At 30.7% G+C, this 23037-nt stretch carries 20 protein-coding genes; 17 read left to right on the forward strand and 3 right to left on the reverse strand.

What is annotated here, in order from left to right; all coding sequences use genetic code 11:
- Positions 1 to 26 precede the first annotated feature (26 nt).
- The 13 genes from G9F71_RS03515 (at position 27) to pssA (ending at position 15084) form a co-directional block, all read left to right on the forward strand.
- Positions 27 to 2345 carry a glycoside hydrolase gene (locus tag G9F71_RS03515; RefSeq protein ID WP_187353470.1) on the forward strand — a complete coding sequence of 773 codons (2319 nt, stop codon included), beginning with the start codon at positions 27 to 29 and terminating at the stop codon, positions 2343 to 2345.
- 132 nt (positions 2346 to 2477) lie between these two features.
- Positions 2478 to 3305 (forward strand): metallophosphoesterase, encoded by an 828-nt coding sequence (locus tag G9F71_RS03520; RefSeq protein WP_164949555.1) that lies wholly within the window; start codon positions 2478 to 2480, stop codon positions 3303 to 3305.
- Between the two features lie 232 nt (positions 3306 to 3537).
- Positions 3538 to 4509: an aromatic acid exporter family protein gene (locus tag G9F71_RS03525; protein ID WP_164949556.1), complete on the forward strand. Its 972-nt coding sequence runs from the start codon at positions 3538 to 3540 to the stop codon at positions 4507 to 4509.
- A gap of 90 nt (positions 4510 to 4599) precedes the next feature.
- Positions 4600 to 5598, forward strand: a complete 999-nt coding sequence (dhaK, locus tag G9F71_RS03530; protein ID WP_164949557.1) for a dihydroxyacetone kinase subunit DhaK — start codon at positions 4600 to 4602, stop codon at positions 5596 to 5598.
- Between the two features lie 62 nt (positions 5599 to 5660).
- Positions 5661 to 6311 (forward strand): dihydroxyacetone kinase subunit DhaL, encoded by a 651-nt coding sequence (dhaL, locus tag G9F71_RS03535; RefSeq protein ID WP_164949558.1) that lies wholly within the window; start codon positions 5661 to 5663, stop codon positions 6309 to 6311.
- 3 nt (positions 6312 to 6314) lie between these two features.
- A complete protein-coding gene (dhaM, locus tag G9F71_RS03540; protein ID WP_164949559.1) occupies positions 6315 to 6704 on the forward strand; it encodes a dihydroxyacetone kinase phosphoryl donor subunit DhaM in 390 nt (129 codons plus the stop codon).
- Between the two features lie 137 nt (positions 6705 to 6841).
- Complete coding sequence (locus G9F71_RS03545; protein ID WP_164949560.1) at positions 6842 to 7276, forward strand: hydrogenase maturation protease; 435 nt, start codon at positions 6842 to 6844, stop codon at positions 7274 to 7276.
- Positions 7277 to 7406: 130 nt separating this feature from the next.
- Positions 7407 to 8645, forward strand: coding sequence for an ATP-binding protein (locus G9F71_RS03550; protein ID WP_164949561.1), 1239 nt, complete (start codon positions 7407 to 7409; stop codon positions 8643 to 8645).
- A gap of 2 nt (positions 8646 to 8647) precedes the next feature.
- Complete coding sequence (locus tag G9F71_RS03555; RefSeq protein ID WP_164949562.1) at positions 8648 to 9523, forward strand: DNA-binding domain-containing protein; 876 nt, start codon at positions 8648 to 8650, stop codon at positions 9521 to 9523.
- 154 nt (positions 9524 to 9677) lie between these two features.
- A complete protein-coding gene (gene gltS, locus G9F71_RS03560; protein ID WP_164949563.1) occupies positions 9678 to 10886 on the forward strand; it encodes a sodium/glutamate symporter in 1209 nt (402 codons plus the stop codon).
- 150 nt (positions 10887 to 11036) lie between these two features.
- Positions 11037 to 12749: a sigma-54 interaction domain-containing protein gene (locus G9F71_RS03565; RefSeq protein ID WP_164949564.1), complete on the forward strand. Its 1713-nt coding sequence runs from the start codon at positions 11037 to 11039 to the stop codon at positions 12747 to 12749.
- A gap of 388 nt (positions 12750 to 13137) precedes the next feature.
- Complete coding sequence (locus G9F71_RS03570; RefSeq protein WP_164949565.1) at positions 13138 to 14316, forward strand: acetyl-CoA C-acetyltransferase; 1179 nt, start codon at positions 13138 to 13140, stop codon at positions 14314 to 14316.
- Between the two features lie 249 nt (positions 14317 to 14565).
- Entirely contained in the window at positions 14566 to 15084 is a 519-nt protein-coding gene (pssA, locus tag G9F71_RS03575) for a CDP-diacylglycerol--serine O-phosphatidyltransferase (protein WP_164949566.1), read from the forward strand.
- A gap of 105 nt (positions 15085 to 15189) precedes the next feature.
- On the opposite strand, the gene G9F71_RS03580 is transcribed toward pssA, so the two are convergent.
- On the reverse strand, positions 15190 to 15987 hold the full coding sequence (locus G9F71_RS03580; protein WP_224626167.1) for a polysaccharide deacetylase family protein: 798 nt from the start codon (positions 15985 to 15987) through the stop codon (positions 15190 to 15192).
- Positions 15988 to 16339: 352 nt separating this feature from the next.
- Here G9F71_RS03580 and G9F71_RS03585 point away from each other — a divergent pair, with 352 nt between their 5' ends.
- From G9F71_RS03585 to hydF, 3 genes are all read left to right on the forward strand, one after another.
- Entirely contained in the window at positions 16340 to 16585 is a 246-nt protein-coding gene (locus G9F71_RS03585; RefSeq protein WP_125000247.1) for a TM1266 family iron-only hydrogenase system putative regulator, read from the forward strand.
- 32 nt (positions 16586 to 16617) lie between these two features.
- Positions 16618 to 18033: a [FeFe] hydrogenase H-cluster radical SAM maturase HydG gene (gene hydG, locus G9F71_RS03590; RefSeq protein WP_164949567.1), complete on the forward strand. Its 1416-nt coding sequence runs from the start codon at positions 16618 to 16620 to the stop codon at positions 18031 to 18033.
- Between the two features lie 427 nt (positions 18034 to 18460).
- Positions 18461 to 19666 (forward strand): [FeFe] hydrogenase H-cluster maturation GTPase HydF, encoded by a 1206-nt coding sequence (gene hydF, locus G9F71_RS03595; protein ID WP_164949568.1) that lies wholly within the window; start codon positions 18461 to 18463, stop codon positions 19664 to 19666.
- 200 nt (positions 19667 to 19866) lie between these two features.
- Here the strand turns inward: hydF and G9F71_RS03600 are convergent, their stop codons facing one another.
- Together G9F71_RS03600 and G9F71_RS03605 are read right to left on the reverse strand one after the other, a co-directional pair.
- Entirely contained in the window at positions 19867 to 21372 is a 1506-nt protein-coding gene (locus G9F71_RS03600; RefSeq protein ID WP_164949569.1) for a DHA2 family efflux MFS transporter permease subunit, read from the reverse strand.
- Between the two features lie 4 nt (positions 21373 to 21376).
- Positions 21377 to 21952, reverse strand: coding sequence for a PadR family transcriptional regulator (locus G9F71_RS03605; protein WP_164949570.1), 576 nt, complete (start codon positions 21950 to 21952; stop codon positions 21377 to 21379).
- Positions 21953 to 22292: 340 nt separating this feature from the next.
- Here G9F71_RS03605 and G9F71_RS03610 point away from each other — a divergent pair, with 340 nt between their 5' ends.
- On the forward strand, positions 22293 to 22979 hold the full coding sequence (locus G9F71_RS03610) for a response regulator transcription factor (RefSeq protein WP_164949571.1): 687 nt from the start codon (positions 22293 to 22295) through the stop codon (positions 22977 to 22979).
- Positions 22980 to 23037: the final 58 nt, after the last annotated feature.

The raw sequence follows: 23037 nt of genomic DNA on the forward strand, positions 1-23037 counted from the left end.
AGTATTTTCTTTATGAGGTGATTTAGTTGAAAAAAAGAATATCATTATTTTTAGTAGCGATAACAGTAACAACATTATTTTCAGGTTGTAATAAAGCTGTTTTAAGTAATAACAAAGTAGTTTTAAGTAGTAAAAGTAATACTATGGTTGAAAATTTAGATTTTAAATTTAAAGTCCAACCTGAAACATTTAAGGTAACAGTAGAATCTAATGGAACCACAGAAACAGTATCAGAACCCTTAGAAAAAATGGAAGTATCAAACTTAAAGAACAATGGAGATAAAATATCTTGGAGTTATAAAAAGAAAAATATTGATGTGCAAATTCAAAAGAAAGATAAGTATTTAGATGTATCCATAAAATCCAGTATTAAAGAGGGTGAAAATAAATTTTCATGGCCCAAAGTAACGGGAGAAGCATATATGCTTCCATTAAATGAGGGCAAGTATATTCCAAAGGATGATAAAGTTTGGAAAGAATATTTAAATGATAATGAAATGAAAACTTTAGAGTCTTTTTCTATGCAGTTTTTTGCATCAAGCAAAAAGAATTATTCCTTATTATATATAATTAACAATCCTTATAATAATGAAGTTAAATTTGATACTAAAGAAAACATTAAATTTACTTTTAATCATGAATATCCTTCAATAAATAAAAATAAGGATTATGGGTTTAGAATTTATCTAACTAAGAATAATCCGATAGATATAGCTAAAACTTATAAAAATTTTATTCTTGAACAGGGAAACTTTAAGTCTTTAGAGGATAAGGCTAAGGATAATAAAAATATTGAAAGGCTTTATGGAGCACCACATGTTTATTTTTGGGATAGGTCAGCAATATCTGAGGAAAATATTAAATGGAATAAGCTAAAAGGAAGAATGCCACAAGATTTAAAACTTTGGATGCAGAAGTTACTAAAAACAAAGGTTGAAGATGGTGGAGAGCTAGCTACTGCTTTTAATGATATAGATTCTTTAGAGTATATTGATAAATATACAAAAGATAGAATTATAAAAAGTTTTAATTCGCTAGTACAATTAAAGGAGTTTTACAATCCTAAGCTATTTGTGAATTTAGATAAAAAGAGTAAAGCATTGATAGGAAAGGACATACATAAGTTAAATCCAGTGGAATTAATAGATTTAAATAAAAGTTTATTAAAATTATGTTTAGGAGATGTAGCAGATCCTATTGAAAGATGGGCAGATGCTAATTCTGTTAATGTACTTTACGATATGAAAAAGTCAGGTATTGATAAAATGTGGCTAGGATTAGATGACTGGCAGGAAGGCTTTTTAAATCCAAAATTAGTTAGTGAGGCAAATAAACTGGGATATTTAATAGGTACTTATGATTCTTATCATTCAATTCATAAGCCAGGAGAAGAAAAGTGGTCCACAGCAAAATTTTCAGATACATCTCTTTATGAAAATGCCACTGTAACCAATAAAGAAGGTAAGAAGATAGAGGGGTTTAATGGAACGGGAAGAAAATTAAACCCAAATTTTGCTATGCCAAGTGTAAAAGATAGAGTGTCATCTATTTTAAAGACTGGTTTAAAGTTTAATTCTTGGTTTTTAGATACAGATGCAACAGGAGAAGTGGTGGATGATTATTCTAAAGCGCATCCTACAACGCAAGCAGAAGATATAAAGGCAAGAATAGAAAGAATGGAATACCTTCAAAAACAGTTTAATATGGTGGTTGGAAGTGAAGGCGGAAATGATTTTGCAAGTAAATCCATAGCCTTTGCTCATGGAATAGAAACCCCAGCCTTTTCATGGATGGATAAGGATATGAGTAAAAATAAGGATAGTAAATATTATGTAGGAAGATATTATTCAAGTAATGGAGGAGTAGCAGAGTTATTTTCAAAGCAGGTACCTATAAAGGATAAGTATAAGAAGTTATTTATGGATACTGCTTATACAATTCCATTATACAAATTAGTTTATAATGATTCAGTCATAACTTCTCATTGGTGGGGTTTTGGTACATTAAAAATAAAAGATGAAGTGAAAAATAGAATGTTATATGAGGTTTTATATAATGTGCCACCACTTTATCATATTGATAAAAATGAGTGGAATAAGAATAAAGAGGTTATTGTAAAACATACGAAGACTTGGTCTGATTTTAGTAAAAAGGCAATTACTATGGAAATGACAGATTTTAAAATTCTATCAAAGGATAGATCCGTTCAAATGACTAAATACGGAAAAGATTTAAAGGTAATAGCTAATTTTTCTAATAAAGAAGTTAATGCTTATGGAGAAAAAATTGCTGCAAAATCTCTTATTATAATTGATGGAAAAAGTAAAATTAAATATACCCCATAAAGGACTAAGGTCTAGCTTATAAATTATATATAAGCTAGAGCTTTTTCATTTAAAAGGTAAAGGCATGTAACATGGGACATTTATTTGGATATTAGAATAATTTAAAACTAAAGTTAAAGGATATGATAAAAAATGAGAATGAGAAAAAAAATTATTATTTGGACAATATTATGTATAAGTTTACTAGGGATATATACAACATTTATAGAAAGAAATTTATTAATTGTAAAAAGGCATAATGTTACAATCAATAAAAATGGAAAGGAAGAGTTAAAGGTAGTGCAAATTACAGATATACATCTTGGACAATTTTACAATTTAGATCAGCTAGAGAAGGTGGTCCAAAAAATTAATGCTTTAAATGCTGATATAGTAGTATTTACAGGTGATTTAATTGATAATGCTTCAACCTATGACGAAATTTACAATGTAGCAGGCACACTTAAAGGAATAAAATGTAGGATAGGTAAATATGCTATATACGGCAATCATGACTATGGTGGAGGTGCTGTTAGATACTATGATGATATAATGAATAAAGGTGGATTTAAGGTTTTGAAAAATGAAGGGACAAGCATTTTGTTTAAGGATAAGCATGTAAGAATTTTTGGAGCAGATGATGGGTTAATGGGAAATCATAATGTAGATAAAACAATGAATGGAATTAGCAATAAGTCTATAAATTTATTATTGCTACATGAGCCAGATTTAATAGAGGGATATAGTAATTATCCAGTTGATTTAGTGCTTAGTGGACATAGTCATGGTGGACAAATATACATTCCACTTTACGGTCCATTAAAGAAAAATGTACTATCAGAAAAATATACAAAGGGATTTTATAAACTAGACAACCCTAGAGGCACAAAAATATATGTTAATAGTGGACTCGGAAATACAAAAGTACCATTTAGATTGTTTAATATTCCACAAATTTCGCTTTTTAATTTAAAAATATAATATTTAATTGTGTGTAAATGCATAACTATTTGTAGAATAAACTGTGAAAGTCAGATGTGCAGGTTGACAGTAATTTAAGCATATATTACTATGTTACAAAGCAATAAAAAATTAGATTAGAGCTATAAAAGAATTTCCTCAAAGTATAAGGAAAGACGTTATGTAGTAATGAATAATTTAAGTCTAAATAAAAAATATACCATATTAATGGTAGTAGGAGAACAGTTGAGAAATGATAAAATATATACAATCGAAAACAGTTAAGATAACCTTGTCTGCCACAATAGCAATTATCATATCAAATTATTTGGGATTAGAATTTGGTGTAACTTCAGGTATAATTGCAATATTAAGTATTCAAGATACAAAGAAAGAAGCATTATTAGTTGGGGGTAGGAGAATAATCTCATCTGCGGTGGCTATTGCTTTATCGTTTATGCTATATATGCTACTTGGAAATAATCCTATAGTGTTTGGATTATTTTTACTTGTATTTATACCAATAACAAATATCTTAAAAATAAATGAGGGGATGGTTATTGGAGCAGTATTATCAACGCATCTTTTAATAAGTACAAATATTAGTATTTCTTGGATTATAAATGAAATAGGGTTAACTATTATAGGCATTGGAGTTGCCATGGTATTTAATCTATTTACAGCACCTCTGGAGGAGAGTTTTGAAAAGAATAAAGAGAAGATAGAAGAGCAATATAGATTAATATTATCAGATATGGCAAGGAGTTTAGTTACTCAAGCTGTACCAATTTATGAACAAGAGGTGATCTTGAGTATAGAGCAACTAATTGTAAGTACTAAATTTATGACACAAATAATAAATAATAATAATTTATTTAAGAGCAATAATTATTATGTAAGCTATATAGATATGAGAATGACACAATTAGATGCAATAAAAAGAATGAAAAGACATTTTTCAAGGTTCTATATGACCTATGAACAAACTAGAATATTATCAGAGTTTACTGAAAATGTCGCAATTAATATTCATGAAGATAATGATTGTATTGAGCTTATAAGTAAACTCGACTTACTTAGGAGTGATTATAAAATGATGGAACTACCGAAAAATAGGAATGAATTTGAAAATAGGGCGTTGCTATTTCAATTTTTAAATGATTTAGAGGATTTTTTAATTATTAAAAAAGAATTCAAAGAATCTATTGATAATTTATACAAATAAAAAATATTGAATGCATTGGAGGAATGCTCATTATTATGTAGAACATAAAAGGTATACTAAGTTTTATTTATTAAATGGAGGCGATTATAGATGAAAAAACTAATTAATAACCCGGAATTTGTTGTTGATGAGATGCTGGAAGGTATAGTAATGGCATATCCAGATTATGTTAGAAAACTTGAAAATGTAGATGTACTTGTTAGAAAAAATTCGCCTATATCAGGAAAAGTTGCATTAGTTAGTGGGGGAGGAAGTGGACATGAACCAGCACATGGCGGATATGTAGGAATGGGAATGTTAGATGCAGCAGTGTGTGGTGCAGTATTTACATCTCCAACTCCAAATCAAATATATGAAGCTGTAAAAGCAGTCCACGGTGGACTTGGAGTTCTTCTAGTAGTTAAAAACTATACAGGAGATATAATGAATTTTGAAATGGCCAGTGAAATGGCTGAGATGGATGGAATAAAAATTGCAAGCGTTGTTGTTAATGATGATGTAGCAGTTGAAAATAGTCTTTTTACAGCTGGAAGACGTGGCATAGCTGGAACTGTATTTGTTCATAAAATAGCTGGGGCAAAAGCAGAAACGGGAGCAAGTCTTGAGGAGGTTAAGGCAGTAGCTGAAAAGGTAATAGCAAATGTGCGAAGTATGGGAATGGCAATAACGCCCTGCATAGTTCCTGCAGCAGGCAAACCTAATTTTAGTTTAGCCCAAGATGAAGTTGAAATTGGCATGGGTATACATGGGGAACCAGGTACTCATAGAGAAACTCTAAGTCCAGTTGATGAAATAGTAGAACACATGCTTTTGAAAATATTAGCTGATATGCCACTGGAGCCAGGGGCGCAAGTTGCAGTTATGGTTAATGGACTTGCAGCTACACCATTAATGGAGCTTTATATTGTTAATAGAAAAGTTCATAAGATCTTAGAAGAAAAGGGTGTAAAAGTTTATAAAACATTTGTTGGAGAATTTATGACCTCTCTTGAAATGGCAGGATTTTCTGTTACATTATTAAAACTTGATGATGAATTAAAGGTTCTATTAGATGCACCGGCAGATACACCAGCGTTAAAAGTGTTATAGCCTAATAATGCCTCTGATGACTTGAAATCAAAACACTTTAGTATATAGGGGAGGTAATAAAAATGAGTATTTCAGGATTACAAGTAATTTTAATATTAAATAAAATCGCAAATGTAATTGAAGAAAATAAGAATTATTTATGTGAGCTAGATGCAGCTATAGGTGATGGAGATCATGGAATTAACATGAATAAGGGGTTTAATGCTGTTAAAGAAAAATTAAGAGGCGATAATGGATGTGACATTGGAGAAATTCTTAAGAACACCGGAATGGCATTAGTTTCAAACGTAGGAGGTGCATCAGGACCACTATATGGCACAGCATTTATGAAAGCTGCGCTAGAAGTTAAAGGAAAAGCAAATATAGATATTGAAGATTTTATTAAAATATTAGAGGCAGCCTTAGGCGGAGTTTTGATGCGAGGAAAAGCGGTTAGCGGAGAAAAGACAATGATAGATGCAATAGCACCAGCTATTGATGCTATGAAAGAAGCTTTAAAGGCGGGATTAGTGCCAATAGATATTTTAAAAGCTTCAAAAGATGCAGCAATAAAGGGAGTAGAATATACAAAAACTATAATTGCTACTAAGGGAAGAGCTAGTTATCTTGGAGAAAGAAGTATTGGTCATCAAGATGCAGGCGCAACTTCAAGTTATTTGATATTAAATACTGTTTATGAAGGAGTAAAAGACATAAAAGAAGGATTGGTGTGATATATGGTAGGAATCGTAATAATTTCTCATAGTAGTAAAGTGGCAGAAGGCGTAAAAGAGTTAGCACTTCAGATGGCGGATAATGCGCCTATTGTAGTAGCTGGTGGTACTAGTGATAATGGGCTAGGAACAGATATAGAAAAAATTATTTTGGCAATAAACAAAGTATACTCAGAAGACGGTGTAGCAATATTATTTGATCTTGGTAGTGCATATATGAATGCACAGATGGCTATTGAAACTCTTTCAGATGAAATGCAGAAAAATGTTGTGATTATTGATGCGGCTTTAGTTGAGGGAGCTATTGTGGTGGCAGTGGAAAGTAGTATTGGTAAAAATTTAACAGAAATTCAAGAAGCGGTTAAGGGTTTATGTCTTCATAAAATGCCATAAAAATCAACAAAAAGACTGTATCGGAAAATTCCAATACAGTCTTTTTTTTATTTACTAATTATAAAGTAAATACTACATAATGGAAAGATTTTTTCAGTATATATATATGAGGTATAAATAGGAGGAGTTGAGTTAATATGGGCAAAAAAGTCATTGCTATAGGGAATAGGTTAATGATGGATGATGCAGTATCGGTAATGATTTTAGAAAAAATTAAAAATGAGTTAGAGGATAAAAATATAGAAACTATTGTAGGGGAAACAGATGTGGACTTTTGCTTTTCAAAATTAAACCAACAAGATATATTCTATATTATAGATTCAACATATTATGGGAATGTTCCAGGTACGGTAACTTTTAAAAAATTAAAAGATATTAAAAATACTAGCGGCTACTGTAGGTCTATTCATTCTTTAGGTTTAATGGAACTAGTAAATATTTATAAGATGGATATTAAGGGTTATTTTATAGGAATAGAAATTGCTAATATAGATATAAATATTGGACTAAGTCATATGCTGCAAGGAGAAATAGATTATATATCTAGGGACATATTGAACTTTATAATATAAGTTTTTTTATGATTCTCAAATAGACTAGCCCACGACTTGTTATTTATTTGAATGTGCTTTATTATTAAAATGAGGATTTTCACAAAAGATATAGGAAAGATAAATAATATTTATTTTTTTGGAGGGCTAGATGTCAAAAATAAACAAATATATTATAATATCATTAATTGTATCCCTATTTGGGGAGATATATTTTTATCCATTTGAAAGCGGACTCAAATTTTCCGCAGGGGTAATTATTTTTAATTTATGTGTACTTATGTTGGAGGATATGTCAGAAGTAACAATGGGGATTTTATGTGGCCTAGGGGTATTTATGACAAGAAATATTTTTGGTGTATTAATTTTACACAATAATATTATAGATACATTAGTTTTAAATTTTCCATCACTTTTATATTATTTAATCTATGGAGTTCTTCTTAAGATTACTAAAGTTAGGAAATATAAAAACAGTATAGTTAATGCAATTTTTATATTGGCATTAACTGATTCGTTTTGTAATATAGGTGAAGTTGTTATGAGAAATGGTATTAATATCTATATTGTAAGAATTATAATTTTTGTGGGATTTATAAGAGGGTCTATAACTTATCTGGCTTCCCTTACTTATAATAAACAAAAATTATTTATTTTGAATAGTGAACATCAGAAGAGATACACTGAGTTAAATTTGTTAAATTCAAATATACAGGCAGAAATGTTTTATTTAAAGAAGTCTATGAAGGATATTGAAAAGGTAATGTCAAAAAGTTATAGTTTATATGAAACCTATAAGAATAATGAATATTTAAGAGAAAAAACTTTGGACATTGCTAGAGAGGTGCATGAGATAAAAAAAGATTATTATAGAGTTTTAAAGGGATTTGAAGCACTTATAGATAATTTTGAAAATGAAGATGACATGACACTTTCCAACATTTTCACTATAATTAAAGATAACACTAGTAGATATATAAAAGAAAGCAACAAAGAAATAGAAATATCATTCCATTTTGAAAAAGATTTTGCGGTTAAGGATCATTGTAATTTATTTGTTATACTTAATAATCTAATTGTAAATAGTATAGATGACTGTGAAAATAGTGATTTCATTAAAATATCTGAAAAAGAGGATGAAGATAATATATATTTTGAGGTAACTGATACGGGAAAAGGGATTGATGAAGATATTTTTCCTTATATTTTTAATGCAGGTTTTACTACTAAGTATGATGATATAACAGGAGAAGCCTCTACGGGCATAGGACTTTCACATGTAAAGAATATTATTGATAATTTAGGTGGATATATAGAAGTAAAATCAGAAACAAATCTAGGTACTACTTTTATATTAAAAATACCTAAAAACTCACTGAATGGAGGATAATTATGGAAATGACTTTTTTGATTGTTGATGATGATATTAGCATTAGAAAAATGCTAGGACTTCTCATAAAAAAAAATAACCTTGGAAAAGTTATATGTGAAATAGACAGTGGCAAGGATGCTGTGCAAGAGATTCTATTCTATAATCCGGATATAGTACTTATTGATCTTTTGTTACCTATAGTGGATGGAATTGAAATAATGAAAGCTAGCAAGAAACAAGGATATAAGGGCAAGTTTATTATGATATCACAGGTTGAAGATGAATCTGTGGTATCAAAAGCATATGAAAATGGAATAATTTTTTTTATAAGCAAACCTATAAACAGTATAGAGGTTATTAATGTTATAAAAGGCATATGTCATAATATTGAGTTAGAACATTCACTAGCTCTTATAAAGAGCGCAGTATTAAACTTAAACAGTGATAAAAATGTAACAAGAGAATTATTTATAGATGATGGAATAACTAATATTTTCGCTGATATAGGTATCGCTGGTGCCGTAGGAAGTAATGAGTTAATAAAAATCATACATAAAATAATGGACTTTAAAAAAAGGAATCCAAACTCCACCTATAAGCTACAAAAAATATACTATGAAATCATACAGGAAGAACATGTGGAGGGAAATCTAAATGCAAATAAAAGAGCTTTAGAACAAAGGGTTAGAAGAACTATTCAAAAGGCTTTAGAGACTATATCAGAGCTAGGTTGTGATGACTACAGTAGTAGTGTTTTTATGGAATATAGCACTTTATTATTTGACTTTAAACAAGTAAGGCAAGAAATGAGACATATAAACAATGATTTAGAGGAACCCGGAAAAATAAATACAAAAAAATTCATTGAAAGTATTATTACTAAATTAGGCTCTTAATGATTTTAGTAATATAGCTTAAATTCACAATAAATGGTATGAATAGTTTGAAAATTTAATTTTAAGCTGTAGTATCTTGTAGTATTCCGTTGTTATTTGTATAAGCCCCTTACAATATATTATAATGTAGGAAAATTATAAGGAGGCATAACAAATGGCTTTTAAATTAGATATGATTCAAGCGGTAGCATTGGCAGTTGTTGTTCTATTTATAGGACAAAAAATCAAAAATAAATTGGAAGTTTTAGATAAATACTGTATACCAGCACCTGTAATTGGAGGATTAATTTTTGCAATAATTACTTTAATACTAAAATTAAGTAACATATTGATTTTTGATATGGACATAACACTTCAAAAGGTATTTATGACCGCATTCTTTACAACTATTGGGTATACTGCAAGTCTTAAATTACTTAAAAAAGGTGGAAAAGGAGTTTTTATTTTTTTAGGAATATCCATATTACTTTGTGTTCTTCAAGACTTTACAGGAGTCGCACTTGCTAAGATGTTCGGTTTAAATCCACTTATAGGCCTTTCTACAGCTTCTGTTCCTATGGTTGGTGGACATGGAACATCAGGTGCCTTTGGCCCAGTATTTGAAAAAGCAGGAGCAGTAGGGGCTACCACAGTAGCAATGGCATCAGCAACTTTTGGTTTAATTATGGGCAGTATCATTGGAGGACCTTTAGGAAAAAGATTAATTGAAAAAAATAATCTTTCATACCCTATGAAAATGATTAATTCACATGATTACAAAGAGGCAGCTGTAATAAAAGAAAAGACTGAAAAACAGCTAAATCCTGACAATTTTATGGGTGCTACGTCTCAGATTTTTTTAGCCATGGGAATAGGTACAATTATATCTTTTTTACTAGAAAAAACAGGTAGGACTTTTCCACCATACATAGGTGCTATGTTTGCAGCCGCAATACTTCGAAATATATCTGATTCTACAAATTTATATAAAGTTTATGAAGATGAAATCGATATCATAGGAGGAGTTTCATTATCATTATTCTTATCTATGGCGCTTATGGGACTAAAACTATGGCAATTAGCAGATTTAGCTTTACCTCTAATAGTAATGTTATTAGCTCAGACGATTTTAATGGGATGTTTTGCATATTTTGTAACCTTCAACTTAATGGGGAGAGATTATGATGCAGCTGTAATGGCTTCTGGTAATTGTGGGTTTGGCATGGGTGCTACACCAAACGCAATGGCCAACATGGGAGCTATGACAGCAAAATATGGTCATGCTCCAAGGGCGTTTTTTATTGTGCCACTGGTGGGAAGTTTATTTATAGATTTCTGTAATACTGGAGTTATTACAATGTTTATTGATGTTTTTGGGAAATAATAAGCATGCACATTTTACCAAATAGTTAAAAGTATAAGTAATAATAAAAAAGTCGAAAATAAAGTCTTTGTAAAGGATTTTAAACTTATAGCTTGATAAAAAAAAGTATGAACTTTATAATTAAAGCATAAGCTTTAAGGAAGGTGACAAATGGATATAATTAATGATTACTATAATGAAGTTATATGCAGTATTAATGAAGGTGTTATTGTTATAGACAATAAAGGCATCATAAAAATCATTAATAAAGCTGCTGAAAAAATGTTAAGGGTTAATGCACAAGATAGCATAGAAAAAAATATATTAGATATATTTCCACATAGTGAATTATTAAAGGTATTTGAAAAGGGAGAAACGCAAGGAAATATAAAAGAGGGAAAGTTTATTGTAACCCGTAGCGCAATAACTGTTAAGGGTGAAGTTATAGGTGCACTCCAAATATTTAGTGAAGAAAAAGAAGGTAATCTATTTGTAAACCTGCGAGATGATGGTGACGATTCCGAAAGCATTTTAAATACAATTATTAATACTGTAAATGAGTGTGTAGTTGTAGTAAATAAAAATGGAATAATAACTATGATGAGTAATGCATATAAAGAACTTATTAATTGTAAAAGTCCAGAGGGAAAGCATGTGACCCAGGTTATTGAAAACACAAAATTACATATAGTAGCAAAAACTGGGGAAAAACAATTTGGAGAACTTCAAGAGGCTAATGGGCATAAAATGATTTCTATGAGAGTTCCTATAAAAGAACATGGTAAGGTTGTGGGGGCCATTGGAAAAGTAATGTTTAAGGATTTGAGCAATTTTAAAATATTGAGTAATAAATTGTGGAATTTGGAAAAAGAAGTTGAATACTATAAAAATGAGTTATGCGGAGATGGAAAAGCAATATATACTTTTAAGAATATTATAGGACATGGTGCTAAGAGCCGCGAGGTAATGAAAATGGCCAAAAGAGTAGCTAAAATAGAGTCAAACGTTTTAATTACTGGTGAGAGTGGAACAGGTAAAGAACTTTTTGCTCATTCTATTCATAATGCCAGTAGAAGGTGTTTAAAACCTTTTGTAAAAATCAATTGTGGAGCTATCCCAGCAGAGCTTTTTGAGTCAGAAATGTTTGGATATGAAGAAGGCGCTTTTACTGGTGCTAAAAGATCAGGCAAGAAAGGTAAGTTTGAACACGCAAATGGAGGCACCATTTTATTAGATGAAATTGGTGATATGCCTATGAATATGCAAGTTAAACTTTTAAGGGTTATTCAAGAAAAAGAGTTAGTCAGGGTTGGCGGAAACGATGTTATAAAAGTTGATGTACGTATTATTGCCTCTACTAATAAGTCACTAGAAGGGTTAATAAAAGATGGAAAGTTTAGAGAAGATCTGTATTACAGATTGGATGTTATGCATTTGAAATTACCATCCTTAAGGGAAAGGACGGAAGATATTGAAGAATTATCAAATGAACTTCGAAAAAAAATAAGTAAAAAATATGGGGTTTATTCCGAAGGTATTTCTAGCGAGGCCATTGATTATTTAAAAACTTATAGTTGGCCTGGAAATATAAGGCAACTTGAAAACGTAATAGAAAGAGCTATAAACTTGCTTGATGCAGAGCTTTGTATAATGCCAAGGCATTTGCCAGAAAAGATAACTAAAAATAATATAAAAAAATATTCATTAGAAAATAATTATTTGAAAGATGTCGTTGAAACTATCGAAAAGGATCTTATTATGGAGTGTATAGGAAAAACAGGCGGAAATAAAAGAGAAACAGCGAAAAGATTAGGGCTTAGCAGAGCTGGATTATACAAAAAATTAAATAGGTATAATTTAATGGAAATAGCCAATCTACAATAGTACACATGTAAACTTTGTTTACATGTGTTGTTTCATATAAATAATAGTTATAGTATATTGGGAGAGAATTATCTAAAGAACTAAATGTATACATATATCAAGGCATTGAAAATACTTTCGGTGATTTTTTTAACAATAAAGTTATAATATTAACAAAATTAAAATGAGAAAATTAATGGAACTATTAATGTAAACTAAGTTTACACTTGAAGCCATAAGTTGTGTTATAATAAGAGAAAACGTTGATATAGTGTGATTTACAGGATTTTCTTAACTTGGCACGAAAAATGCTATGTATACATACATAGGAAAAAAGTTAAAGCAAATGATAAATTCCTATTATATTGTAATAAGCTATTATTGGAATAAATAAATGGAGGTTATATATATGAGAGATGTAGTAATTGTGTCAGCAGTAAGAACAGCAGTAGGAAGTTTTGGTGGAGCATTAGCAAAATTGTCAGCTGTAGAAATAGGAACTATTGCAGCTAAAGAGGCTATAAAAAGATCAGGTGTTAAACCAGAACTAATACAGGAAGCTGTTATCGGTAATGTAATACAAGCAGGACTTGGACAAAATGTTGCAAGACAAATAGCTATATACGCTGGGATGTCTGAAGAATCTTCAGCTCTTACAATAAATAAAATATGTGGTTCAGGACTAAGAGCTGTAAGCATGGCAGCACAATTTATAATGTGTGGAGACGCAGATATAGTACTAGCAGGTGGAACGGAAAGCATGAGTAATGCTCCATATGCACTTCCAAACAATAGATGGGGTGCAAGAATGGGAGATGGAAAAATAGTTGATACTATGATTAATGATTCTCTTTGGGATGCATTTAATAACTATCATATGGGCGTTACTGCAGAAAATATCGCAGAGAAATGGAATATAACAAGAGAAGAGCAAGATCAATTTTCTTTAAAAAGTCAATTGAAAGCTGAAAAAGCTATAAAAGAAGGCAAATTTAAAGATGAGATTGTTCCAGTTTCAATCCCTCAAAGAAAAGGCGACCCAATAATATTTGATACAGATGAATTTCCAAAAGCTGGTTCAACTATAGAAAAACTAAGAAAATTAAAACCTGCTTTTAAAAAAGACGGTACTGTAACAGCTGGTAATGCATCAGGAATAAATGATGGTGCAGCTATGTTTATAGTAATGTCAAAGGCAAAGGCTGAAGAACTAGGCGTTAAACCTTTAGTTACAATAAAAGCTTATGCATCAGGTGGGGTAGATCCAAAAATAATGGGATATGGACCAGTTCCTGCATCTAGAAAAGCATTAGAAAAAGCAGGAATGACTGTAGCGGATTTAGATTTAATAGAAGCTAACGAAGCATTTGCTTCTCAATCATTAGCTGTAGCTAAAGATTTAGGATTTAATACAGAAATAGTAAATGTTAATGGTGGGGCGATAGCATTAGGTCACCCAGTAGGGGCTTCAGGAGCAAGAATACTTGTTACATTAATACATGAAATGATAAAAAGAGATTCTAAAACTGGACTTGCTACCTTATGCATAGGTGGAGGTCAAGGAACGGCCATTATTGTTCAAAGATAAATTAAATGAAAGACCAGTAAAAATACTGGTCTTTTTTATTTGCAAGAAAACCATGTAATTATTAATTAATCTTTCTGAAATTAATTAAAAGAGAGGTTAAATATTTATATATTATCAAAAAATAATTTGATTTTTTATGGTAAATTACGGGTAAAAAAAAATTTAAGATGGATTTAATAATAATGTGGCATAATACTAAAGAATAACTGGAACTATTATGGTATAATTATAATTATAGGAGTGATATAGATGGTTAAAATAAAAAATGCGCTTCCAAACATTTTCACATTAAGCAATATGTCTTGTGGAATTATGTCTATACTTATGAGCTTTGAGAGCAATTATAAATTAGCAGCACTATTTATTCTTTTAGCAGGAATATTTGATAGATACGATGGAAGAATAGCTAGGTTTTTAAAAGTAGATAATGATTTAGGCAAAGAGTTAGATTCATTATGCGATTTAATATCTTTTGGTGTAGCACCTTCCATATTAATATTTAATATTTATAATTTTGTGGAGCTAGGTTATATTGGATATTTAATGGTTTTAGTTTTTCCAGTAGCAGGAGCTTATAGATTAGCAAAATATAATATTACAGATTTTGATGGAGTTTTTTCAGGAATTCCTATCACCATTACAGGCACATTTTTGGCGCTGTATGCACTGTTTGTTTTTAATCGACCTCTAAATTTAGGACCTACTATTTTTTTAATGATTGCATTATCTTATTTGATGGTAAGTAAATTTAAATTTAAAAAAATGTAATAGTATAATAAGACATAAGTTTAAATAATATTGTAATGGAATTTTAATGAAATATATTTTAAAATGCAATTATTGTAGTTGCCTCACTTTATGGTGAGGCTTTTTTTAATTTTTAAGTCTGTAGTAATACTCAGGCGTATCTTCAGTAATAGCTTTAAATTCATAGCCTAAATCTTTATAATATTTTATGATTTTAGGTAGAGCAGCTACAGTGTTTTTATTATTGAAATTGCAATGCATTAGAATTATGGCTGCATCTTTATTGCCTTTAATTATTTTTGAGTTGCAAATAAGCTGGTCGACGTTTAAATTAGGGTTTACACCATCATATATATTAACATTCCAATCGTACACTTTAAAATTGTTTTTATGAAGATCATCTAAGGAAAGAGCATTTAAGCGCTTAGAACTACCACCAGGAAACCTAATAATCTTAGGAGCAAAGCCTGTAACCTCATTTATTTTATGAGAAGTTTTTGTCATTTCATCAATAAAACCCTCTGTGCTTCTATATATTTTTTTGAAATTATGACTGTAGGTGTGAAGACCTATACTGTGACCTTCGTTATATATTCTCTTAAGAATTGACTCCTTTCCTTCAATTTCCTTACCTACCACAAAAAAAGTAGCTTTTACATTTTGTTTTTTTAATACATCTAATAGCGCAGGTGTAACAATATAAGTAGGGCCATCATCAAAAGTTAAATAAGCAATTTTTGAAGGGGTTATATCAGCAGAGCTTTTACATAATAAATTTAAGGATATAAATGCTGGGCTATTTTTTACTATATTATTTTTGCCAGCACTGTTAGTTGAAAATAATAGAATAATAGGAGTAATAAAAAAAAGAAGAATATATCTTTTTCTAAGAGTCATATTATCGCCTACCTTTAATTTTTTCATAATTAGTTTACCCAAAGAAATGTATATTAAAGCAGTATATTTTTAATTTATCAATCATTGATAAATGATTGACAATGAATACTAAAATTTTGTATAATTACCTTGTTCCGTATAGAAAGAATTTTCTGACTGTATGGAAAACAAAATAATTAATCGGAACTTTAGGTGATGATTAATTATTATAAATTCGAACCTAATTGTTAAGAGTTTATCTAAGCAAAAGGAGGGTAAAAGTATTAAACATTAATAGGTATACTTTGACCTTTTACATTTTGTAGAAGGTTTTATTATTTGGCGGAAATTTTGGATACCTTGTGCTAAAAAAGCATGGCATAAAGAATAGAGGGATAATATGGAAAAAAGGATTGGCGTTGTAGGAATTATAATAGAAGAATTTACTAATGCTACTTTTGTTAACGACATACTGCATGATTTCGGCGATTTAATTGTAGGAAGAATTGGAGTGCCTTACAAGGACAGAGGAATATTTGTAATTTCTATAATTGTAGATGGAACCATGGACGAAATAAGTGCAATGACAGGTAAGATTGGAAAGATTCCAGGGGTAAATGTTAAAGCTGCAATAACTAAGCAATAGAAAAAAATAAAAAATATTGGAGGAATTTAAAAATGAAAGAATATAAAGCTGAGGATTTTATCATTGATTCTGAAATAAATGAGTCTATAGAATATGGAAAGAAAATGGCTAAGGATAAAGCTTTTGTAGTGGAACTTTTAAATAAAGCTAAAACCTGTGTTGGGCTTACTCATAGGGAGGCTTCTGTGCTTTTGAATATAGAAGATACTGAATTATTACAAGAAATGTTTAAAAGCGCTAAAGAAATTAAAGAAAAAATATATGGAAAAAGGATAGTAATTTTCGCACCATTATATGTAAGCAGTTTTTGCATAAATAACTGTCAGTATTGTGGGTATAAGCATTCAAATGATAGTATTTCAAGAAAAAAACTTAATATGGAAGAGCTAAAAGAAGAAGTGAAAATTTTAGAAAGTTTAGGGCATAAAAGATTGGCCCTTGAAGTGGGAGAAGATCCAGTTAATACACCAATTGAATACGTACTTGAATGCATAAAAAACATATATTCAATAAAATTTGAAAATGGAAGTATAAGAAGAATAAATGTAAATATTGCGGCTACAACCGTTGAAGAATATCAAATGCTTAAAGATGCAGAGATAGGAACTTATATATTGTTCCAAGAAACCTACCATAAAGAAACCTATGAAAGATTCCATCCAAAGGGACCAAAGCATAATTATAATTATCATACAACAGCAATGGACAGAGCAAAGCAGGCAGGGATAGATGATGTAGGTATTGGAGTGTTATATGGTTTATATGAATATAAATACGATACAATAGCAATGCTAATGCATGCAGAGCATTTAGAAGAGTCTACAGGTGTTGGACCTCACACTGTGTCAGTACCAAGATTAAGACCCGCAGAAAATGTAAGTCTTAAAGATTATCCATATTTAGTAACAGATGAGCAGTTTAAAAAATTAGTTGCGGTGTTAAGACTCGCCGTTCCTTATGCAGGAATGCTTTTATCTACAAGAGAAGATATAAAATTTAGAGAAGAAGTTTTAGCATTAGGTGTATCTCAAGTTAGTGCAGGTTCTTGTACTGGAGTTGGCGGATATGCTGATGAATATAGTGGTCATAAAAGTGAAGAAAAACCACAATTTGAGATTGGAGATCATAGATCGCCTAAAGAAATCATAAAAAGCTTATGTGAAAGTGGATATATTCCAAGTTATTGCACTGCTTGCTATAGAGAAGGAAGAACTGGTGACAGATTCATGAGACTTGCAAAAAGTGGACAGATCCATAATGTATGTCAGCCCAACGCTCTTCTAACATTAAAGGAATTTATGTTGGATTATGGTGATGAAAATATTAACAAAATAGTAGAAGAAACTATAAGAAAAGGACTTGAAGAGATACCAAATGAAAAATCAAGAGAGGCAACGAAGGAGAAACTAGATAGAATAGAAAAAGGGGAGAGAGATTTAAGATTTTAGTAGATGTAAGGTTGAAAAAGTATGAAGTTTATCCTACGTGATTTGCATAAGAACTCAAACTGGAAATTTGATTAAGAAATTCTAGTCTTTTGGAAATATAAAATTCTCTAACGGGACCATTCGGCGTCCTGCCTCAGGGTCCCTAGCCTGCCGTCCTGGCAGGCTTACGAGAATTTTACATTTCCAAAAGAAGAATTTCTAAATCAAATTTCAATAGTTTATCGTTTCTTATGCAAATCGCTACGGATAAACCTCATACTTGATATTATAGTTTCTATCACGATTCAATCATGTTAGAGAAAAGTAATAAAAATATAAAAATATAGTTTTATAGGTACTTGTAGGGTTTAAAAATAAATGGCTGTGGAATTTCACTTTTATGACTATTTTTTTAGAGGATGTATATAGAACAAAGGAGGTATGGAGGATGCAGCAAACACCGAATGCTAATAGGCTTCATATAGCTATATTTGGAAAAAGAAATGTGGGTAAGTCAAGTTTAATTAATGCACTTACGGCGCAAGATATTGCTTTAGTATCGGATTTAGCAGGGACTACTACAGACCCTGTATATAAGGCTATGGAGTTACTTCCAATAGGGCCTGTTGTGATTATAGATACTGCAGGACTTGATGACACAGGCGCAATTGGAGAGCTTCGGATAAAGAAGACTAAAGAAGTTATGGATAAAACGGATTTGGCTCTTTTGGTTATAGATGGAGATGTGGGAGATTTAACTTTTGAGAGCGAATGGTATGAAGATTTAAAAGGAAGAAAAATTCCTGTAGTTGGAGTTATTAATAAAGTTGATAAAGGCGATGTGGAATTAGATAGGATTCAAAAGGTTATAAATATAGATTTTGTTAAGGTTAGTGCTAAGGATAAAGTGAATATTGATGAGCTAAAAAAAGCTATTATGAAGTTGGCTCCAGAGGATTTCGAAAAGAGCACAATTGTTGGGGACATAGTAAAACCAAAGGCAAGAGTAATAGTTGTAGCTCCACAAGATATTCAAGCACCAAAAGGGCGATTAATACTTCCGCAGGTTCAAATAATAAGGGATCTTCTTGATAATGATGCAATGGCACTAGTTGTAAAGGATAGTGAACTTGAGGATGTTTTAGCCTCGCTAAAGGATAAAACAGATTTAGTAATTACGGATTCACAGGTATTTAAGAAAGTTAATTCTATAATACCAAAGGATGTACCACTTACTTCCTTCTCTATACTTATGGCTAGGTATAAAGGAGATTTAAACAGTTTAGTTAAAGGTGCAAGGGCCATAGATACTTTAAAACCAGGAGATAAGGTTCTTATAGCGGAAGCCTGCACTCACCATCCCTTAGAAGGAGATATAGGCCGCGAAAAACTTCCTATATGGCTTCAGGAAAAAGTAGGTGGTAAGTTAGATATCACAGTCTGCGCGGGAAGTTCTTTTCCGGAAGATTTAAGCGAATATAAGCTAATACTTCATTGTGGAGCTTGTATGTTTAATAGACAACAGTTAATGTCTAGGATTAAAAAGGCTAATTTAGAGGGATTACCTATTACCAATTTTGGTATAGCTATAGCCCATATAAATGGTATTTTAGATAGAGTGCTTAGTGCTTTTGAAGAATATTCTATAAAATAATTTATATAGTGGTGTCTTTTTTAAACTCAACTAAGCCATCATATTTTTCAATATAGCATTGTTTTTATATAGGTATAGTAAAATTTTCACTAAGTTTGTAAAATTTTATTAAATAATTATTAAATGGGGACGGCTATCAATGGTTGCTTTTTAGCAAATAATTGATAACCGCCCCCATTTTTCATCCAGGCATTTTGCACTTATGCAACTTGTTCTTCGGTATTATTTTTTATAATATCACTGTTTCGCTTTTTATCACTTAAGAAGAATGATATAACTAAACAGAGTACAGCTATTCCTGTAACCACCATAAAGGTTGTATTCATACCTTTTAATGCAGCATCCAACATTCCTGACTTATAAAGTTCCATGTTTGTTTTAGTCAGAGCTTTATTTGGAGCATTAGAAGCAGATACATTAGACATTACAGTTATCAATATTGCAGTCCCAAGAGCTCCGGATACTTGTTTTGCCGTATTAACAACGGCAGATCCATGTGCCAACAGTTTATTAGGCAGCGCATTCATTGCGGCTGTTTGTAATGGCATTATAGCAAGTGCGATTCCAACATATCGAATTGCATATAACGCAGTAATTGACATAATGGATGTATTCCTATTCAAATTCACAAAAGGCAAAGTTGCAATAACCAATAGAATAATACCAGGTATAGCTAATTTTTTTACACCATGCTTATCAAATAGACGTCCAGATATAAGCATCATAACTGCCATTATTAATGCACCTGGCAAAAGTACTAAGCCACTAGTAAAAGCTGATTTTCCAAGAATAGATTGAAGGAAAATCGGCACCATAATACCTGCTCCGATGGAAACTATACTTAAAATACTACCTATTATAGTTGTCATTGTGAAGGTTTTTGATTTAAAAACACGCATTTCAAGCATTGGGGTTTCCATTGCAAGCTGGCGCCATACAAATAAAGCAATTACAACTATTCCTATAATTATAGTTCCAATAACGCTAATATCAGTCCAGCCTTTATTTCCAGCACTACTAAATCCAAACAACATTGCTCCAAATCCTACTGTTGATAGAATAATGGATAGAAAGTCTATTTTAGGATTTTTTAATGGTATAACATCCTTCATAAAGAAAGCTGTAAAAATTATGTCTAATACTATAATAGGAATTAACATATAGAATAAGTAATGCCAGTTCCATTTATCGATAATCAATCCTGCTAAAGTAGGTCCAATAGCTGGGGCAAAGCATACAACCAACCCATAAAGACCCATTGCTGAACCCCTCTTTTCAGGTGGGAAAATTAAGAGAAGTACAGTACTTATTAAAGGCGCTGTTATTCCTGCTCCAACGGCTTGAATTATTCTTCCTATAAGAAGTACTTCAAAACTTGAAGAGAGGGCACATATAATAGTTCCAATTCCAAACATAAACATAGAAAACATAAATAATTTTTTAGTTGAGATTTTCTCAAGTAACAACACTGTTAGAGGAATCATTATTGCATTAACAAGCATAAATGCCGTTGTTAACCACTGCCCTGTACTTGCGGTTATATTAAAAAATTCCATTATCTGCGGTAATGCAGTAGACAGTACTGTCTGGTTTAAGATTGAAACAAATGATCCAATCATCATTGCAATTATAAGCAGCATTCTGTTATACTCTTTTCCATGAATATCTTTATTAACACACTTTTCTTCTAAAACTCTTTCTTTCATTAATTCATCTTCCCTCATCTTCAAAATTTTGTTCTGAAAAATTTAAATAATTGTTATTATATACATTTCTAACCCAGTCACACCATTTAAGATCTAATATAGCCTCATTCAAAACCCTTTGAGTCAATATATAAGCACCAAATGGGGGTACAGCTTTGGGATTCTCACAGAATTTGAGTTTGATTTTTTCTATAGAGCTTTTATATTCTTCGATTTTTTTCTTATATCTTGTCTCAAGTTCATTAAGAAGCTTTTCTACTGCTTCAGTATCCATGTATTGAATGCAATATAATTTTAACGTCATTTCATCCCTAACAACGGCATCACTTGTTTCAGAGGTGAACCATTTATGTAAAAACTCCTTACCCTGAACTGTTAAGTTATATATCTTTTTATCAGGCTTACCATCTTGCTTTTTCAATATAAATTCAATGTACTTGTTTTCTTCTAATTCTGAAAGCAAAGGATAGATGGCACTGTGAGTAGAGCGCCAGAATCTATTAATCTTCGACGTTAAGTCATAACCTGTCATTGGTTCAGTTGATAATAGGCTTAGAAGGCCATAAGATAATTTGTTCATAAATATCATCCCCTTATACAATATTACTTCTTCTTCACACCGTTATATGTCATTAGTGACATATGATTATATTTAATATTCTACACTGATTTTATTTATATGTCAATAATGACATATTGATTATTAGATACCATCGTTACGGGGTTTTAGATGTAGAACTTCTACTCTCAAAAACGCCTACGCTAAAGTTGGATATATTCCATAGGTGAAGTCCATGGAAATAAGGTTGGTTGTTCCAAAATAACTTGGCTTGTTAATGATATTTTTTAGAATATATGAGATATATGTTATAAATTTGTAACAACTGTATTGTATACTTATTGAAGTAAGGGGGTTGGCTATGAATAATAATATCCTTATAATTGAGGATGATGAATGTATAAGAGAAATTTTGACATATTCATTTAAAGAAGAAGGGTTTAAAGTTTTTGAAGCTGCAACAGGTATAGAAGGATTAAAAATCTTAAAAAATCAATATATAGAACTAATTATACTGGATTTAATGTTACCTGATATAAGTGGTTTTGAAATATGTAAGAAAGTATCGGTAGAATATAAAATCCCTATAATAATGCTTACGGCAAAAAATGATATTATGGATAAACTAGTAGGCTTAGAACTTGGAGCAGACGATTATATTACCAAGCCTTTTGACATAAGAGAAGTAGTTGCAAGGGCAAAAGTTAGTATAAGAAGGATAGAACAATTTAAAAATATTAAGGATAAAGAAAATATTATAAAATTAGAAAAAAATATAACAATATTTAAAGATAATTATGAAGTATTTAAGGGAGATAAATTAGTGAATCTTACAGCAAAAGAGTATGAATTGCTATATAAACTTGCAGAGAATAGGGGAAAAGTATTTTCACGCGATAAACTTTTAGAAACTATATGGGGTTTTGATTTTGAAGGCGAAAGTAGAACTGTAGATGTTCATATTCAAAGGTTAAGAAAAAAATTATCTAGTGATAAAAATAACTCTGTTATAAAAACTGTATTTGGAGTAGGTTATAAAATTCTGTAGGAAGGGGATGTATTTTTCATGAAAATGTCTATAAAGCGTAAATTTATCATTGGTTTTT

Origin of the sequence: Clostridium sp. FP2 (assembly GCF_011065955.2) — a bacterium.
In the GTDB taxonomy this organism is placed as follows: Bacteria; Bacillota; Clostridia; order Clostridiales; family Clostridiaceae; genus Clostridium_AD; species Clostridium_AD tagluense.

Bases quoted from the DNA above. Each gene is read 5' to 3' on its own strand.
- G9F71_RS03520 (WP_164949555.1), top strand. From the start codon at position 2,478: ATGAGAATGAGAAAAAAAATTATTATTTGGACAATATTATGTATAAGT.
- G9F71_RS03525 (WP_164949556.1), top strand. From the start codon at position 3,538: ATGATAAAATATATACAATCGAAAACAGTTAAGATAACCTTGTCTGCC.
- dhaK (WP_164949557.1), top strand. From the start codon at position 4,600: ATGAAAAAACTAATTAATAACCCGGAATTTGTTGTTGATGAGATGCTG.
- dhaL (WP_164949558.1), top strand. From the start codon at position 5,661: ATGAGTATTTCAGGATTACAAGTAATTTTAATATTAAATAAAATCGCA.
- dhaM (WP_164949559.1), top strand. From the start codon at position 6,315: ATGGTAGGAATCGTAATAATTTCTCATAGTAGTAAAGTGGCAGAAGGC.
- G9F71_RS03545 (WP_164949560.1), top strand. From the start codon at position 6,842: ATGGGCAAAAAAGTCATTGCTATAGGGAATAGGTTAATGATGGATGAT.
- G9F71_RS03550 (WP_164949561.1), top strand. From the start codon at position 7,407: ATGTCAAAAATAAACAAATATATTATAATATCATTAATTGTATCCCTA.
- G9F71_RS03555 (WP_164949562.1), top strand. From the start codon at position 8,648: ATGGAAATGACTTTTTTGATTGTTGATGATGATATTAGCATTAGAAAA.
- gltS (WP_164949563.1), top strand. From the start codon at position 9,678: ATGGCTTTTAAATTAGATATGATTCAAGCGGTAGCATTGGCAGTTGTT.
- G9F71_RS03565 (WP_164949564.1), top strand. From the start codon at position 11,037: ATGGATATAATTAATGATTACTATAATGAAGTTATATGCAGTATTAAT.
- G9F71_RS03570 (WP_164949565.1), top strand. From the start codon at position 13,138: ATGAGAGATGTAGTAATTGTGTCAGCAGTAAGAACAGCAGTAGGAAGT.
- pssA (WP_164949566.1), top strand. From the start codon at position 14,566: ATGGTTAAAATAAAAAATGCGCTTCCAAACATTTTCACATTAAGCAAT.
- G9F71_RS03580 (WP_224626167.1), bottom strand. From the start codon at position 15,987: ATGAAAAAATTAAAGGTAGGCGATAATATGACTCTTAGAAAAAGATAT.
- G9F71_RS03585 (WP_125000247.1), top strand. From the start codon at position 16,340: ATGGAAAAAAGGATTGGCGTTGTAGGAATTATAATAGAAGAATTTACT.
- hydG (WP_164949567.1), top strand. From the start codon at position 16,618: ATGAAAGAATATAAAGCTGAGGATTTTATCATTGATTCTGAAATAAAT.
- hydF (WP_164949568.1), top strand. From the start codon at position 18,461: ATGCAGCAAACACCGAATGCTAATAGGCTTCATATAGCTATATTTGGA.
- G9F71_RS03600 (WP_164949569.1), bottom strand. From the start codon at position 21,372: ATGAAAGAAAGAGTTTTAGAAGAAAAGTGTGTTAATAAAGATATTCAT.
- G9F71_RS03605 (WP_164949570.1), bottom strand. From the start codon at position 21,952: ATGAACAAATTATCTTATGGCCTTCTAAGCCTATTATCAACTGAACCA.
- G9F71_RS03610 (WP_164949571.1), top strand. From the start codon at position 22,293: ATGAATAATAATATCCTTATAATTGAGGATGATGAATGTATAAGAGAA.